Source organism: Streptococcus cristatus, assembly GCF_003943815.1.
Taxonomy (GTDB): Bacteria; Bacillota; Bacilli; order Lactobacillales; family Streptococcaceae; genus Streptococcus; species Streptococcus cristatus_F.
In genome coordinates this window covers 15,876-31,243 of sequence record NZ_RJNA01000008.1, presented here as the reverse complement: position 1 = coordinate 31,243, position 15,368 = coordinate 15,876, and the positions used below count along the sequence as shown (strand labels likewise).

12 protein-coding genes and 1 riboswitch are annotated in these 15,368 nt (G+C 43.8%); of the genes, 6 read left to right on the top strand and 6 right to left on the bottom strand.

Features of this window, described 5'->3' with window-relative positions; genetic code table 11:
• Positions 1-140 precede the first annotated feature (140 nt).
• The 5 genes from D8872_RS06415 to zwf all read left to right on the top strand — a co-directional run bounded on the left by D8872_RS06415 (position 141) and on the right by zwf (position 5,134).
• Complete coding sequence (locus tag D8872_RS06415) at positions 141-278, top strand: SPJ_0845 family protein (RefSeq protein ID WP_125390351.1); 138 nt, start codon at positions 141-143, stop codon at positions 276-278.
• On the top strand, positions 275-1,180 hold the full coding sequence (locus D8872_RS06410; protein ID WP_125390350.1) for a permease: 906 nt from the start codon (positions 275-277) through the stop codon (positions 1,178-1,180). Before D8872_RS06415 ends, D8872_RS06410 begins: the two co-directional genes overlap by 4 nt.
• Positions 1,177-1,992, top strand: a complete 816-nt coding sequence (locus D8872_RS06405; protein ID WP_125390349.1) for a TIGR03943 family putative permease subunit — start codon at positions 1,177-1,179, stop codon at positions 1,990-1,992. Before D8872_RS06410 ends, D8872_RS06405 begins: the two co-directional genes overlap by 4 nt.
• 192 nt (positions 1,993-2,184) lie before the next feature.
• Positions 2,185-3,549, top strand: a complete 1,365-nt coding sequence (locus D8872_RS06400; protein ID WP_125390348.1) for an MFS transporter — start codon at positions 2,185-2,187, stop codon at positions 3,547-3,549.
• 121 nt (positions 3,550-3,670) lie between these two features.
• Positions 3,671-5,134, top strand: a complete 1,464-nt coding sequence (gene zwf, locus D8872_RS06395) for a glucose-6-phosphate dehydrogenase (protein WP_125390347.1) — start codon at positions 3,671-3,673, stop codon at positions 5,132-5,134.
• Positions 5,135-5,203: 69 nt separating this feature from the next.
• Here the strand turns inward: zwf and mgtA are convergent, their stop codons facing one another.
• From mgtA to D8872_RS06370, 5 genes are all read right to left on the bottom strand, one after another.
• Complete coding sequence (mgtA, locus tag D8872_RS06390; protein ID WP_125390346.1) at positions 5,204-7,864, bottom strand: magnesium-translocating P-type ATPase; 2,661 nt, start codon at positions 7,862-7,864, stop codon at positions 5,204-5,206.
• A 157-nt stretch (positions 7,865-8,021) separates the two neighbouring features.
• Positions 8,022-8,633: a glutathione S-transferase family protein gene (locus D8872_RS06385; protein WP_125390345.1), complete on the bottom strand. Its 612-nt coding sequence runs from the start codon at positions 8,631-8,633 to the stop codon at positions 8,022-8,024.
• 147 nt (positions 8,634-8,780) lie between these two features.
• A riboswitch (M-box (ykoK) riboswitch) is annotated at positions 8,781-8,936 on the bottom strand.
• A 52-nt stretch (positions 8,937-8,988) separates the two neighbouring features.
• Positions 8,989-10,155 carry a MalY/PatB family protein gene (locus D8872_RS06380; protein WP_125390344.1) on the bottom strand — a complete coding sequence of 389 codons (1,167 nt, stop codon included), beginning with the start codon at positions 10,153-10,155 and terminating at the stop codon, positions 8,989-8,991.
• 1 nt (position 10,156) lies between these two features.
• Positions 10,157-11,251, bottom strand: coding sequence for a cystathionine gamma-synthase (locus D8872_RS06375; RefSeq protein ID WP_125390343.1), 1,095 nt, complete (start codon positions 11,249-11,251; stop codon positions 10,157-10,159).
• 148 nt (positions 11,252-11,399) lie between these two features.
• Complete coding sequence (locus tag D8872_RS06370; protein ID WP_125390342.1) at positions 11,400-13,028, bottom strand: putative polysaccharide biosynthesis protein; 1,629 nt, start codon at positions 13,026-13,028, stop codon at positions 11,400-11,402.
• Positions 13,029-13,114: 86 nt separating this feature from the next.
• Between D8872_RS06370 and D8872_RS06365 the strand changes: the two genes are divergently transcribed.
• The gene (locus D8872_RS06365) at positions 13,115-14,560 is read left to right on the top strand and encodes a UDP-N-acetylmuramoyl-L-alanyl-D-glutamate--L-lysine ligase (protein WP_125390341.1); all 1,446 of its coding nucleotides are present in this window, start codon (positions 13,115-13,117) and stop codon (positions 14,558-14,560) included.
• 23 nt (positions 14,561-14,583) lie between these two features.
• On the opposite strand, the gene D8872_RS06360 is transcribed toward D8872_RS06365, so the two are convergent.
• Complete coding sequence (locus tag D8872_RS06360; protein ID WP_125390340.1) at positions 14,584-15,333, bottom strand: CPBP family intramembrane glutamic endopeptidase; 750 nt, start codon at positions 15,331-15,333, stop codon at positions 14,584-14,586.
• Positions 15,334-15,368: the final 35 nt, after the last annotated feature.

Sequence of the window (15,368 nt, the reverse complement as noted above, 5' to 3'; positions counted from 1 at the left end):
AAAAATCTATAAAGACTAGTTTAATCCATCTTTTTCTTGCTAGGGTGAGTCCGCTGTCTCTGATCCATCATGGCTGAAAATATCATTTTTTTTCTTTTGGTAGTATAATAGAATTATTATTTTAGAAATGAGGTGCTTTTATGGCTGTTAAATTTACTAAAACAGACGATTTAGACAAGATGTTCGAGGAGTTTGCCACTCTGCCCAATCTTGAAAAAGTAGAATTTCCAGATGACAAAAAGAAAAAAGAAGCGCAAGAAAAGGCTAAAAAAGCATGAGTTTCTTTTCTAACCTTCCTTCCAGCGTCTTACAGGCTGGTGCCATCTTTCTCTCCATCATCATTGAAGCCTTGCCTTTTGTTTTGATTGGAAGTATTATTTCCGGCTTTATCGAGGTGTATGTCACGCCAGACAGGGTTTATCACTTCCTGCCCAAGAACAAATGGGCTCGGATTTTCTTTGGGAGCTTGATCGGTATAGTCTTTCCGTCCTGTGAGTGCGGAATCGTTCCTATTATAAATCGATTTCTGGAAAAGAAAGTTCCCAGTTACACGGCTGTACCTTTTCTGGTAACGGCTCCAGTCATCAACCCCATCGTGCTCTTTGCGACCTACTCAGCCTTTGGAAACTCCTTCCGAATGGCTCTGCTTCGTGCTTTAGGTTCTATGGTCGTGGCTATTCTTTTAGGTATTTTTCTGGGCTTCTTTGCAGACAGCAATATTCAAAAAGAAAATCGCAAGGCTGTGCATGAGCATGACTTTTCACATCTCAGTAAGGGACAAAAGCTTTTTCAGGTCTTTGTGCAGGCCATTGACGAATTTTTCGATACAGGCCGCTATCTGGTCTTTGGCTGTCTCTTCGCCAGCATCGTACAAGTCTATGTGCCAACCAGAATCCTGACCTCTATCAGCTCAACACCAGCTGTTGCTATTCTCCTGCTCATGCTGCTATCCTTCCTGCTCTCACTTTGCAGCGAAGCTGATGCTTTCATCGGAAGCTCTTTGATTGCTAGCTTCGGCTTATCGCCAGTCTTAGCTTTCTTGGTCATTGGGCCTATGCTAGATGTCAAGAATCTGCTGATGATGAAAAACTACTTTAAGACACGCTTTATCTGGCAATTTATCAGCCTGATTACCGTCGTCGTCTTTCTTTACTCTTGGCTTGTGGGGGTAGTGCTATGATTCGATTTTTAATCTTAGTCGGCTACTTTGAGATTACCATGTATCTGCAGCTGACAGGCAAGCTAAACCAATACATCAATCTCCACTACTCCTATCTGGCCTACTTGTCTATGATTTTGTCCTTTATCTTGGCAGTCGTGCAGCTGATCATCTGGATGAAGAAGATGGAGGTTCATAGTCATTTGACCTCTTGCTGGGCTAAGTTAGGCAGCGTGCTACTCCTTGTCATTCCGCTTTTTGTGGGAATTTTCTTTCCAACTGTCACCTTGGATTCGACAACAGTTTCGGCTAAAGGATTTCATTTCCCACTGGCTGAAGGAACTTCTGCAGCCGTCCAGCAGGACGAAGGCACTACCAGCCAATACCTGAAGCCGGACACCAGCACCTACTTCACAAAAGGTGCTTACGAAAAAGAAATGCGGGCAGCCGCTAAGAAATATGTCAAGCAAGATACCATTCAGGTCACGACTGAGAACTACATGGAAATCATGGAGGTCATCTATGACTATCCCGACGAGTTTGTAGGCAAAACGCTGGAATTCACCGGCTTTGTCTACAACGACCCTAGCGACCATAAGAGCCAATTTCTCTTTCGCTTCGGTATTATCCATTGTATCGCCGACTCAGGTGTCTATGGTCTCTTGACTACTGGAAATACCCAGCGTTTCGAGAATAATACCTGGATTCATGCCAAGGGAAAACTTGCCATGCACTACCATAAAAGTCTGGGACAAAGCCTGCCAACTCTAGAAGTTAAAAGCTTTGATAAGGTAGAAAAACCGGACAATCCTTATGTCTATCGAGTCTTTTAAATCCAAACACCTATGAAAATCCATTTTCATGGGTGTTTCTTTTATATGCCACTCTCTACCCTTTACTCAGTTGCTCTGACCGACTTTTATAAATTAGAAGAGGCTTGATGAGCTCGCTCTTTAATTTTTTCTCTCTTATCTTGAAAAATCATGCTACAATAATACTATCTCATTTGAAAAGGAGTTCTTTTTATGAAGCAAGAAAAAGTAAGGAAGCGAGATTTGCTTTCTATTCTAGCTGTAGCCTTAATCACCTTTGCTGGAATTCTTTCAGAGACCAGTATGAATGTGACCTTCCCCCACCTGAGTCAGGTCTTTGGCCTAAGCCTAGGGGTACTACAATGGATTACCACTGGCTATCTACTGGCTGCCGCTATTACCATAACTTTAGGCGCAACTCTGTCCCACAACTGGACGGAACGCCGTATCCTCTTTACCTCGCTTTCCATCTTTACCCTTGGGAATCTGCTTTCTATGATTGCCCCAGACTTTACTTTCCTTATGCTGGGACGGATCCTTCAGGGTGGAGCGACTGGGATTGCTATTCCACTTATGTTTAATCTCATCGTGGAGCGGGTCCCTCGGCAGAAAATCGGATTTTATATGGGGCTGAGCGGCCTAGTCATCAGCATAGCACCAGCCATCGGACCGACCTACGGAGGATTCATGATTGGCTCCTTCGACTGGCACATGATCTATAGCTTTATCATGCCCGTTCCCATTCTCTCTTTTTTACTGGCTTATGTTAACTTAGAAAATTCGGCTGGCAAAAGCAAGCGGCCCTTTGATGTGCTGGGCTTTCTCTCGCTCGCCACAGCTCTTTCCTTTTCTCTGATGACCATCTCCAGTTTGGAAGGTGGCGATAGTGTCAATTGGCTCTATCTAGCTATTTTCCTCCTTTCCTTTGCCTTTTTCATCTGGCGGAGTCTGACTGTTCAAGATCCGTTTCTGGACATCCGTATCTTAAAAGAACCAACGATTTTCTTTGGAATTCTACCCTTTTTAATTTTCCAATTCTCCAACCTATCCAGCAACTTTCTCATTCCCAACTTTCTCGTACTGGTCAAGAATGTCTCCACTGCCCAAGCTGGATTTTCCCTGCTTCCCGGAACCATGATCGGAGCTTTTATGTCGCCTTTTCTGGGAAAATTGTACGATAGCAAAGGCCCAAAACTATCTCTGCTGGGCGGCAATAGCCTAGTCTTTCTGGTCATGATTGTCTTTAGCTTTTTTACAAGCTGGCTCAATCTTCCTTTAATCTTAGGATTTTATATCCTCTTTACTCTGGGCCGCAACATGGCCTTCAACAATACTATGGCTTTATCCGCTTCTCAAGTCAGCAGAGATAAAACAGCGGATGTGACTGCCCTCTTTCAACTAGCGCAAACCTTTGCTGGTGCCTTGGGAACGGCAATTGCAGCTGTCCTGCTCAATCAAGCATCCGATACGACAAGCGGCGCCCACAATGTCTTTAGCCTACTTCTCCTTCTCGCAATAGGCAACTTTATTTTCTACTATTTCCTATTTCGAGCGATTCATCAGAAGAAAGAAGCCTAAATTTCTATCCCGACTTTCCCTCGGGATATTTTCTTTGGTCAAATCCAGATTTTTCAAATACAATTTTTCTGAAAATTGTGATAAAATAGAGACAATCACATTTAGATAGGTAATAAATATCATGTCTTCAAAAGTTATTATTACAATTTTCGGTGCCAGCGGAGACTTGGCTCAAAGAAAACTTTATCCTTCCCTCTTTCGACTTTATAAATCTGGCAATCTTTCGCAACATTTTGCCGTTATCGGTACTGCCCGCAGACCTTGGAGTAAGGAATATTTCGAGTCTGTCGTTGTCGAGTCTATCTCAGACCTAGCCGACAATGCAGAGCAGGCTCAAGAGTTCGCCAGCCACTTTTATTATCAAAGCCATGATGTGCAAGATACCGAGCATTATATCGAATTGCGCAAGCTGCAAAACAAGCTCAACGAGCAATATCAGGCAGAAAATAATAAACTCTTCTTCCTTTCTATGGCGCCACAATTTTTCGGAACCATTGCTAAACATCTCAAGTCTGAGCAGATCGTTGATGGAAAAGGATTTGAACGCCTGATTGTCGAAAAACCTTTCGGAACAGATTTGGCAACTGCCAGCAAACTTAACGAAGATCTACTGGCCACTTTTGACGAAGAACAGATTTTCCGCATTGACCACTATCTGGGCAAGGAAATGATTCAAAAGATTTTTGCCATCCGCTTTGCTAATCTGCTGTTTNAAAATGTCTGGAACCGCCAATACATTGATAATGTGCAGATTACCTTTGCTGAAAAGCTAGGCGTTGAAGAACGCGGTGGATACTATGATCAATCCGGTGCCCTTCGTGATATGGTGCAAAACCACACCTTGCAACTCCTCTCCTTATTAGCCATGGATAAGCCAAAAAGCTTTACCAAAGACGATATCCGAGCAGAAAAGGCCAAGGTATTTGAGCGCCTCGTTCAGCCAAGCGAGGAAGATTTGAAACGTTTCTTCATTCGCGGTCAGTACAAGTCTGGCAAAATCAACGGTAGAAAATACATTTCTTACCGTAGCGAACCAAATGTCAATCCTGAGTCTACTACTGAGACCTTTGCCTCTGGTGCTTTCTTCATTGATAGCGACCGCTTCCGTGACGTTCCTTTCTTCTTCCGAACAGGGAAGCGCCTCACCAAAAAAGGCACCCATGTCAATATCGTCTTCAAGCAAATGGACTCCATCTTTGGTGAGCCTCTCAAACCAAATGTCCTAACCATCTATATCCAGCCAACCGAGGGGATTTCACTCAGCCTCAATGGCAAGGAAGTTGGAGAACTCTTTAATCTAGCTCCCATCTCCTTGGATTATCGGACAGATGCTACAGCGTCAGGAGCCTCTCCAGACCCTTATGAAAAATTAATTTTTGATGTCCTCAATAACGACTCAACTAATTTCAGCCATTGGGATGAAGTAAGAGCCAGCTGGGAGCTCATCGATCGCATCGAAGAACTCTGGAGCCAAAATCAAGTGCCACTCCATGAATATCCTGTCGGATCTATGGGACCAGAAGCCTCCTTCGAGTTACTCGCCCAATTTGGAGCAAGCTGGCAATGGCAACCTGATAAAGAATAATACATACAAAAAAGATTGGAAAATTTTCCAATCTTTTTTATAATTCTTAAACATCTGCTAGCCCTTCTATTACAGCCATTCCTTGTAACGCTTGATATAAAGGCCTTTCACAAGGGTTACGCTAACCATATAAAGCACGATAATCAAGAAAAGGCAAAGGAAATAGGTGCCATTCAGCGGAGCTGTCTTCAGAACTGACGCAAAGAGGCTATATGGCAAGGAAGTGACAAAGAGCGCTGCCGCCATGGTCGTCACAATGACGGAAAGAGCAGGACGGCTTTGCACAAAAGGTAGCTTAGGGGAGCGTAGCATATAAATAACCATGGTCTGGGTCCACATAGACTCAATAAACCAGCCTGTTTGGAAAAGAGTGATAAAGGTCACTGCCTGTTCAGTACCAGCTTGATAGCTGCCTCCTGAGATCATAGGCACGATGATAAAGTAAAGCACCAGATAAGTCAAAACATCAAAAACGGATGAGATAGGCCCGATCCAAGCCATAAAACGGGTAATGGAGCTAGCTGACCAGATATGAGGCTTCTTAAGAAATTCACTATCTACATTATCAAACGGCAAAGCGATACAAGACAAGTCATAAACCAGATTGAGGACAATCAAATGAACTGGTGCCATAGGCAGAAAAGGCAGAAAAATGCTGGCAAAGAGAAGAGAAAAGATATTCCCAAAATTGGAACTGACCGTCATCTTGATATACTTGGTCATGTTGGCATAGACCTTGCGACCTTCTACCAGCCCTTTCTCCAGAACCATGAGATCCTTGTCCAGCAAAATGACATCTGCTGTTTCCTTGGCAATATCGACAGCTGTATCAACAGAAATACCAACATCTGCTACCTTCATAGAAGGCGCATCATTGATGCCATCACCCATGTAGCCAACCTTGTGACCATTGGCCTTGAGTTGGAGGATAATCCGAGCTTTTTGGTCAGGTGAGAGCTTAGCAAAGACTGTTGTGTTCTCCACGGCCTGACTCAATTCCTCATTAGATAGAGCATCTACCTCTACACCTAGCAAGATATTGTCTACATCTAAGCCAACCTTTTCACAGACTGCTTGGGTTACCTTATCATTATCACCCGTCAAAATCTTAGTGGCAACACCGTATTCAGCCAAGGTTTCAATAGCTGGAGCCGCAGATGACTTAGGTGGATCTAGAAAGGCCAGATAGCCCGTCAAAATCATATCGGACTCATCCTTCACTTCATACTCATAATCTTCTTCTAAGTCTGACTTGTAGCTAACACCAAGCACGCGCAGCCCCTGCTCATTGAGTTGAGCCACTTCCGCAAGGATTTCCTGACGAATCTCCTCAGTCAGTTCTGTAATACGATTTTTATACTCTACATAGCTAGAGATGGCCAGCATTTCCTCCAAGGCCCCCTTGGTTACCATGCTGATAACATCCTCATCATCCTTGACGATGACGCTCATGCGACGGCGTTCAAAGTCAAAAGGCAGTTCATCAATTTTCTTAAAGGTTTGGTCTAAGTCACGAACAATCTCATGCTTTTCGGCTTCTTTCTCCGTCCGATTGATAATAGCCCGATCCATGAGATTTTTAAGGCCTGTCTGATAATAGGAATTGAGAAAGGCCCGGCGGAGCACTGCCAAGTCCAAATCACCATGAATATCCAGCGGGTATTCTAACACAATCTCGTCTTGGGTCAGTGTCCCCGTCTTATCCGTACAAAGGATATCAATAGCTCCTAGATCCTGAATAGCGTTCAGCTTCTTAATCACGACCTTTTCCTTAGCCATGATAATGGAACCTTTAGCCAAGCTGGCCGTGATAATCATAGGCAGCATTTCTGGCGTCAGGCCGACTCCAACACTGAGAGCAAAGACACCTGCTTCCAGCCAGTCGCCGTCTGTCAAACCGTTGATGAAGAACACGACCGGAACCATGACAAGCATCAAACGAATCAAGAGCCAGGAAATGCTATTCATCTCGCGCTCAAAGGAGGTCGGCTCATCATAGGTATTAAGCGTCTGCTCAATGGCTCCCATCATGGTCTCATCACCAACAACCAGCACCAGAGCCGTAGCTCTTCCGGAAATAACGTTGGTTCCCATAAAGGCCAGCGACTCTGTTTCTAAAAGGCTATCGAGATTTTGCCCATCCGACTTGGCCAGGCAGACCTTTTCTACTGCATCGCTTTCGCCTGTCAGGCCGGACTGCTGAACAAAGAAATCACGCGAGTCCAGCAGCAGCACATCTGCAGGAATCATGTCTCCAGCACTAAGCTTGATGATGTCTCCTACAACAAGCTCATCAATCGGAAGTTCCTGCTCTGCTCCTTCACGGATAACCGTAGCCGTGTTGACAATCAAACGAGACAGATTGCTAGCAGCGCGGTCACTCCGCAGTTCCTGAATAAAACGAATGCCGCCGGAAATCAGCACCAGAACGACAATAATGATGGAAGTCGTCGGATCTTCCTCACCAGGCTTAGCCAGCCAGACATTAGTCACCAAAGAGACTAAAGCAATCACTAATAAGATGACTGTAAAGGGGTTAATGATAGACTCGTAAATCTTCTTGAAAATGGAGTCTTCCTGACCCTTTGTGATGACATTTTCACCATAGAGGTCACGATTTTCTTCGACCTGCTCTTCTGTCAGACCACGAAAGGCACTTTTGTAGAATGCTAGGGTTTCTTGTACAGGAAGCTGCAGAGCAGCAACTAATCTTTCTTTTACTGTTTTCATTGGTTTCTCCTTTATGTATGATTGATAAATTTCATACACAGGGACCAATCACTTTATAAGGACGGAACGACACAAATCAGCGATTGGCTGTGTATGTGCGGTTCCGGATGATCGTCAATTTGCATCGTACTTCTCCTTTCTTATTTTATAAATGTAGTTAATAATCCCAAGATGCCTGCAAGACATCAAAAGTAGCATTCATCTTCTGGGTCCATTCTTGCAAGTTGGGAAAATTTTCTTTCAAAGAAAATCCAATAACTTCTTCACGTAAATTCCACCAATCTACAAGAGCAACTATTTGGATTGTTGCAATATTTAAAGAGAGCCCTTGCTCAGTAGCCAGTTTCTCTAACAAAGACAAACTCCGTATATTTCTCTCTTCAATTTGCTGATGTCTGTCTTTCCACCAATGGTCTTTTTCATGAAAAATTTTTTCCGCAACCATCGGCATTGTGTTTTCCAAAATCCCTTCAGCAACGGACAGTATATTTAAAACGTGCCACTTCTCTATTCCATTAGGAAAAAGCGGAGTTTCCTGACCTAGCTCGTCTAAATATTGGGAAATTAAATCACTACCATACAACCATTCTCCATTGGAAGCTTGAAAAGCAGGAATTCTACCCAAAGGATTATCTTGATTATGCGGTGAATTTTTGTCGAAAGCCACCTGAACTTTCTGAATATCCACTTGCTCCTCTAAATGATGGTGTAAAATTATAGCATAGACTTTACGCGCAAAAGGACTGGTACTAGAATACCATAATTTCATTACTATTCCTCCTTCTTTTTCTTAAGAGGCAGGCAATCAACTATTTCTACTCTTGAAATATTTTCAGCAAAAAGAAGACCCTGCCAATTTTGGGCAGGGTTGTTTGCATGTCAGGTTGTTCGCTTCATTGTTTTAAACATAGATAAAACAAGCATTCACCGTTCAAGCTTTAACTCCATAAGGCGATGAAATGAGCTTAGTCTTGACCTTTGCGATCAGGACTGTTGACCAACGAGTAGTGTCTCCACTGCTTTGCGGTAGTCATCCGTATCCTTATGGTAGCCTCACCTACCGATTGACACTATTACTATACTCCTCTTTAGAAAGATTGTCAATAAAGAGAGCTATTTTTATTTTATTTTGGTAAAACTTCCGCAATCCGTCGACAAATCTCTTTGATCATAGTCTTTGGCGCAGCTGTATTGAGACGGGCATGTCCTTTGCCTTCTTGGCCAAAATCACTTCCCCGATTCAGGACAACCTTAGCCTCTTCTCGAAGCAAGTGGAAGAGCTGATCATCTGTCAGTCCATAATCTGAAAAGTCCAGCCAAACCAGATAAGTCCCTTGAGGCTTCATGACCCGCAGACGTGGCGCTTCCTTAGCAAAATAATTGACAACAAAATCAATATTTTCTTCTAAGACAGCCTTGAGCTCAGTCAACCAAGCTTTGCCATAGCGATAGGCAGCTTCTGTCGCTAGAAAACCAAGACCCGAAATTTCATGCTGATTATTGGCCAGTTGGCGCTTTTGAAACTTTTGTCGCAAGCTAGGATTCTCAATCACAGCATAGGAATTTTTAGTTCCAGCAATATTAAAAGTTTTAGTCGCACTGGCTAAAATCAAGCTAAAGTCCTTAAAGTCAGGTGAAACAGTATTGAAAGACTGGTGTTTATGTCCAAACAGCGTCAAGTCTTGGTGAATCTCATCTGAAACCACGAGAACACCGTACTTTTGGCAGAGACGACCAATTTTCTCTAACACTTCCTCTTCCCAAACTCGACCGCCAGGATTATGCGGATTGCAAAGCACGTAAATCTTGACTTCATTGTCTACGATGTCCTGCTCCAACTGTTCAAAGTCAATCTGAAAAAGACCGTCCTGCTCTATCAAAGAATTAGTAATCAACCGACGATTATTAAGCTTGACACTGCGGGCAAAAGGAGGGTATACAGGAGTATTGATTAGAACAGCATCACCTTCCTTGGTAAAGGCTTGGATAGCCGTCGAAATAGCAGGTACAACTCCCTCTATAAAGACCAAGGCTGCCTGGTCAAATGTGTAGCCATGCTCATCCCGCTCCCAAGCTAGAACGGCATTGATCAACTCCTCACTAGCATAGGTATAGCCATAGACTAACTGATCAGCGTAATCATGCACAGTTTGCTGGATTTCAGGCAGGACTTCAAAGTCCATATCTGCAATCCAGGCTGGCAGGACTTGACTGTCTTTCTCCGCCTCTTTCCATTTATAAGTATGCTGGCCAATCCGATTGGGTGCTGTTTCAAAGTTATAACTTCTCATATTAGTCCTCCAAGGCTGCTCGTAAATCGTCTACCAAATCTCGACTATCCTCAATGCCAATCGACAGGCGCAGCAAATCATCAGTCAAGCCATAGGAATGGCGCACTTCAACAGGAATATCTGCATGAGTCTGGGTCGTTGGATAGGTAATCAGGCTCTCCACTCCTCCTAAACTTTCCGCAAAGGTAAAGACTTTCAGGCTATTTAGGAGATGAGGAATCTTGCTTTCATCGACAACTTTAAAGGAAATCATGCCGCCTTTACCTGGATAGAGAACTTCTTTTACTGCAGGAGATGACTCCAGAAATGCAACTACTTCTTGCGCATTCTGAGTAGAGCGCTCCATACGAAGAGCTAGCGTTTTGAGACCACGCAAGAGCAGATAGCTATCAAATGGAGACAGGACTGCTCCAGTTGTATTGAGATTATAGAACAGCTTGTCATAGATGGCAGTATCATTGGTCATGATAGCTCCAGCCAAGACATCATTGTGCCCACCCAAATATTTGGTCGCAGAGTGTAGGACAAGGTCAGCTCCATCCTCCAGCGGTCTTTGGTAAATAGGACTGTAGAAGGTATTGTCCACAATGACAGCTGCTCCTCGCTCGTGAGCCGCTTTGGAAATGCGGGCAATGTCAAACTCTACCATAAGAGGATTGGTCGGTGTCTCGATATAGACAATATCTATATCCTCTGTTAGCTTGTTCAGGAGTTCTTCTTCCGTATTAGCATAGGTAAAGCTAAAGCGTCCTTCCGCTTCGACCTGAGCAAACCAGCGGAAAGAGCCACCATAGAGATCCCGAACAGCCAAAACCTTACTGCCGACTGGAAAGGCGCTAAAGGCCAGCACAATAGCCGACATACCAGAGCTAGTCGCTAGGGCATAATCTGCACTTTCGATAGCAGCTAGAGTCTCTTCCAAGCTAGCCCGTGTAGGGTTCTTGGTTCGAGTATAGTCATATCCTGTGGACTGGCCAAACTCTGGATGCTGGTAAGTCGTTGAAAAATGCAAGGGGGTTGTTAAGGCACCCGTTGTTGTGTCTGTTTTTACTCCCGCTTGGGCCAACAAGGTATTTAATTTCCGTTCTCTCTCCATTTAACCGTTCCTCTTTTTTAAAATATTCTACCTTTCTATTGTAACATCTTAAGAAAGTCTTGGGCTTTTTTCTTTTCAAGAGCTAGCTATAGTCTGAAACTATAGAGTAACAATCCAAAAAAAGAGTCGCTGAACGACTCTTCGTTTCTTATTTCATTCTTAATCGTTGGCGTAAACTATCTGCCTTTTGTCCGATAAAACGGTCTATGAGCCGAACTTTGAGAGACAGTACGATATAGACGAGCATTCCGACTCCTCCAACGGCAGCGACATAGATAAAGCTGTACATCCGATTAGTTGGCTGGAAGATAAAGCTTAGTAGATACTCGACAAGCAGAACCAAGATCACCATGGCGATTGTGAGAATCATACTCAACAGCAGACGCTTCAAGAGATTCTTAGGATTCAAACCAACAACCTTGCGAATTTCTCTAAACATGAAGAAGATTGGCAGTAAAAGGCCGACAGTCGTTGAAATCAAGGGACCATAAGCATGGAAGAGATTGATCATCGGCACCTGCAGACTGAGCTTGACAAGAACCCCATAAAAGAAATAGAGAATGGCTTTCTTGTTTTGGAACAGAGCTTGAATCATCGGAGCGAGAACTGTATAGGTGCTGAGAATGATCGTCTGCAACATAGCGCAGATGAAAAGCCCCAGTGCTAGACTATCTGGCTTACCATAGAAAACGGTATAGAGCGGACTAGCCACCAGAACTGCTCCCACTGTTGACGGAAAGATAAAGAAGAGCAACATACTAAGATTATCTTGCACTAGGCGGGCAGCCGAGCGAAAGTCACCCTTGACATAATTCTCGGTCAAGAGAGGAATCCCGACACCACCGATAGAAGTTGCCACCGCAATTAAAATCATGGTGATTTTATTTGGATTAGCTGAGAAGTAGGCAAATTGCACTAGGAGCTCTGATTTCGTATAATCGCTAATCTGGGTCATAATGTTGATAAAGGTCGCCTGGTCAATAATCTGGAAAAGCTGAATAGCTGAGCCTGTAATGATGAAGGGAATGGCTTCTCGTATCGTATCCCAGAGAAGGGAGCGACCACTAATTCCCGCAGACTTTTTAGGCTTTCTCAGGATAGAGCGCAGCATACCCGTTTTTGCTAGATAGAAAAGCAAAACAAGCATACTTGCTAGCATCCCGACAAAGGCGGCAAAGGTAGACTGGGTCACGGCTTCAACATAGTCACCTGAACCGATTTTCATAATGAAATAAGCTGTCAGTAGCATCCAGATAACCCGAATCACCTGCTCCGAAATCTGGCTGATGGCATACGGTTTCAGATTATTAAACCCTTGGAAGAAGCCTCGAATGACACTCATAGACGGAAAAATGAGCACAGCCCAAGACAAACTCTGCATAACTGGAATCAGGTCAGCCCCGCCACCAGACATTGAGGCAAAAACCGGTGCCATCAAGTACATGATGACTGCAAAGATCAGTCCCAATCCCAGCATGAACTTGAGGAACTCTCGAATGAGAGCAAAGCTGTGTTCCTCCTTGTCAATCGTATTATACTTAGCAACTTGCTTGGCAACAGCTACCGGTACTCCTGCTGTGGAAACCAAAAGGAACCAAGCATATATATTATAGCCCATAGTAAAGAGACCATTGGCCTCTGCTCCGTGCTGTCCCATCCAGATGTACCAAGGAATGATATAGACAGCCCCGAGAAGGCGGCTGATAAAATTACTAGCAGTCAGCCAGGCAGTCCCTCTTAGCATTTTCTGCTGCTGGCTTGTTGTTTCTTGGCTCATAGAAAACCTCTTCTATTTGTTCTTCTTTTATTATAAACTTTTCCTTGCCTCTTGTAAAACATAGCCTTTCGGTTTACAATAGAGATATGATAAAAATTGAAACAATACTAGATATTTTAAAAAAAGACCAAAATTTTCGTGAAATCATCGCTGATGGAGACTACTACTTCAACTATCAGGGCTTGACCTTTGACAAGATTAGCTATGATAGTCGCAAGGCAGATAATAGAACCCTCTTTTTTGTCAAGGGCGAGCATTTCAAGCGGGAATTTTTAGAAAAAGCTGTAGTAGCTGGACTAGGCTTTTACCTGAGTGAAACTGACTTCGAAGTCGGAATTCCAGTACTCTTGGTCAATGATATTAAACAAGCCATGAGCCTCATTGCTATGAAATTTTACGGTCATCCAGAGCAAAAACTCAAACTTTTGGCCTTCACTGGTACCAAGGGCAAGACCACATCGGCTTATTTCGCTTTTAATATTTTAAAACAAAGCCACAAACCAGCCTTGCTTTCTACTATGAATACCACTCTGGACGGCGAAACTTTCTTTAAATCAACTCTGACCACTCCTGAAAGCTTAGACCTCTTTGAGATGATGGCTCAAGCTGTAGCCAATGGTCGTACCCATCTCATCATGGAAGTCTCCAGCCAAGCCTATCTTAAAAAGCGGGTTTATGGTCTGACCTTTGATGTGGGTGTCTTCCTCAATATCAGCCCTGACCATATCGGACCGATTGAGCATCCGACTTTTGAAGACTACTTCTACCATAAGAGACTCTTGATGGACAATAGCCGAGCTGTTGTCGTCAATAGTGGCATGGATCACTTTCAAGTTTTGGCTGAGCAAGTGGCCAACTATGACCACGACTTCTATGGACCAGACTCCGCCAATAGCATCCAGCAATCGCAAGCTTTCTCCTTTGAAGCACAAGGGAAATTGGCTGGTTCCTACGATATCCAGCTGATTGGTCGCTTCAATCAAGAAAATGCCATCGCTACTGGCCTAGCCTGCCTACGACTTGGAGCTTCTTTGGAGGATATTCAAGCTGGTATTGCCCAGACACGAGTGCCGGGCCGCATGGAGGTCTTGACCCAGTCAAACGGTGCCAAGGTTTTCGTGGACTACGCCCACAACGGCGACAGTCTGGCTAAGTTGCTGTCCGTCGTACAAGAACATCAAAAAGGGCGGACCGTTCTTGTACTAGGAGCTACTGGCAATAAGGGAGAAAGTCGACGCAAGGACTTTGGTCTCCTACTCAACCAGCATCCTGAAATCAAAATTATTTTGACCGCAGATGATCCAAATCGCGAAGATCCAATTGCTATCGCGAAAGAAATTGCTAGCTACATCTCCTTTGAGGTGGACATGATTGCCGACCGCGAGGAAGCTATCAAAAAAGCCCTCAGCCTAACCAATGCTAAAGGCGATGCCGTCATCCTGGCTGGCAAGGGAGCGGATGCCTACCAAATCATCAATGACCAAAAGGTTCCTTATCCCGGTGATTATGCACTGGCAGAAAAATACATATAAAAAGGACTTTCGAGTCCTTTTTATTATCCATTCCACATCACTAAGACGTAGAGCAAGCTGCTACCTACCATATCCGCAAAGGCATGTGCCAAAAAGAAAGGCAGCAAGTTTTTAACCTTGTATTTGTAAAAGAAATAATAGAACAGACCGAAGACCACGCCAATCAAAAAAGCAGAGACTAGCCCCTGATAGGTATGGACAGAAAAGCGAACCAGCGTTGAAAAGGCTAAAACCCACCATTTGCTCTCTTCTTTCACCGATGTGAGCAAGCCTAAGAAAAAGAATTCCTCATAAACACCATTGAAGAGAGAATAAAGAATGACGACAGGTCCCAGTGCAGCTAGTTTACGAAAAACTTCGACAAAGGTCCAGTCGATATGCTGCAAGATTTCTAAGTCAAAATAATTATAGGAACCGACTAAGGCCGCTATTACATCAGAAGTCAGACCGACAACCCCAAAAATCAAGGGCGCCCAAAGAATAGACCAAGACAAGCGTAGTTTCAAATGTTTGAAATCATAATGGCGGATGCCTAGATAGATAAGTGCCAACACCAGCAGGAAAACTTGCAATTTCAAATTGCTCAGCAAGGCAAAATTTTCATCCTCTGGTCTGGGCACGATTGCTTGTCCTACAGAGCTGGACATAGTCAGCCAATTTATTGTTGAGGAATAAATAAATTGACCAAACATAATAATTGCTAAAATCAACATATCGAACCATCTAAGGTTCTCCAGTGGTTGCTCGGGATAGATTTTTTTCAACATTGTCATTCTAATTCCTTTCCCAACTTCTATATACTACTATA

Bases quoted from the DNA above. Each gene is read 5' to 3' on its own strand.
- D8872_RS06415 (WP_125390351.1), top strand. From the start codon at position 141: ATGGCTGTTAAATTTACTAAAACAGACGATTTAGACAAGATGTTCGAG.
- D8872_RS06410 (WP_125390350.1), top strand. From the start codon at position 275: ATGAGTTTCTTTTCTAACCTTCCTTCCAGCGTCTTACAGGCTGGTGCC.
- D8872_RS06405 (WP_125390349.1), top strand. From the start codon at position 1,177: ATGATTCGATTTTTAATCTTAGTCGGCTACTTTGAGATTACCATGTAT.
- D8872_RS06400 (WP_125390348.1), top strand. From the start codon at position 2,185: ATGAAGCAAGAAAAAGTAAGGAAGCGAGATTTGCTTTCTATTCTAGCT.
- mgtA (WP_125390346.1), bottom strand. From the start codon at position 7,864: ATGAAAACAGTAAAAGAAAGATTAGTTGCTGCTCTGCAGCTTCCTGTA.
- D8872_RS06385 (WP_125390345.1), bottom strand. From the start codon at position 8,633: ATGAAATTATGGTATTCTAGTACCAGTCCTTTTGCGCGTAAAGTCTAT.
- D8872_RS06380 (WP_125390344.1), bottom strand. From the start codon at position 10,155: ATGAGAAGTTATAACTTTGAAACAGCACCCAATCGGATTGGCCAGCAT.
- D8872_RS06375 (WP_125390343.1), bottom strand. From the start codon at position 11,251: ATGGAGAGAGAACGGAAATTAAATACCTTGTTGGCCCAAGCGGGAGTA.
- D8872_RS06370 (WP_125390342.1), bottom strand. From the start codon at position 13,028: ATGAGCCAAGAAACAACAAGCCAGCAGCAGAAAATGCTAAGAGGGACT.
- D8872_RS06365 (WP_125390341.1), top strand. From the start codon at position 13,115: ATGATAAAAATTGAAACAATACTAGATATTTTAAAAAAAGACCAAAAT.
- D8872_RS06360 (WP_125390340.1), bottom strand. From the start codon at position 15,333: ATGACAATGTTGAAAAAAATCTATCCCGAGCAACCACTGGAGAACCTT.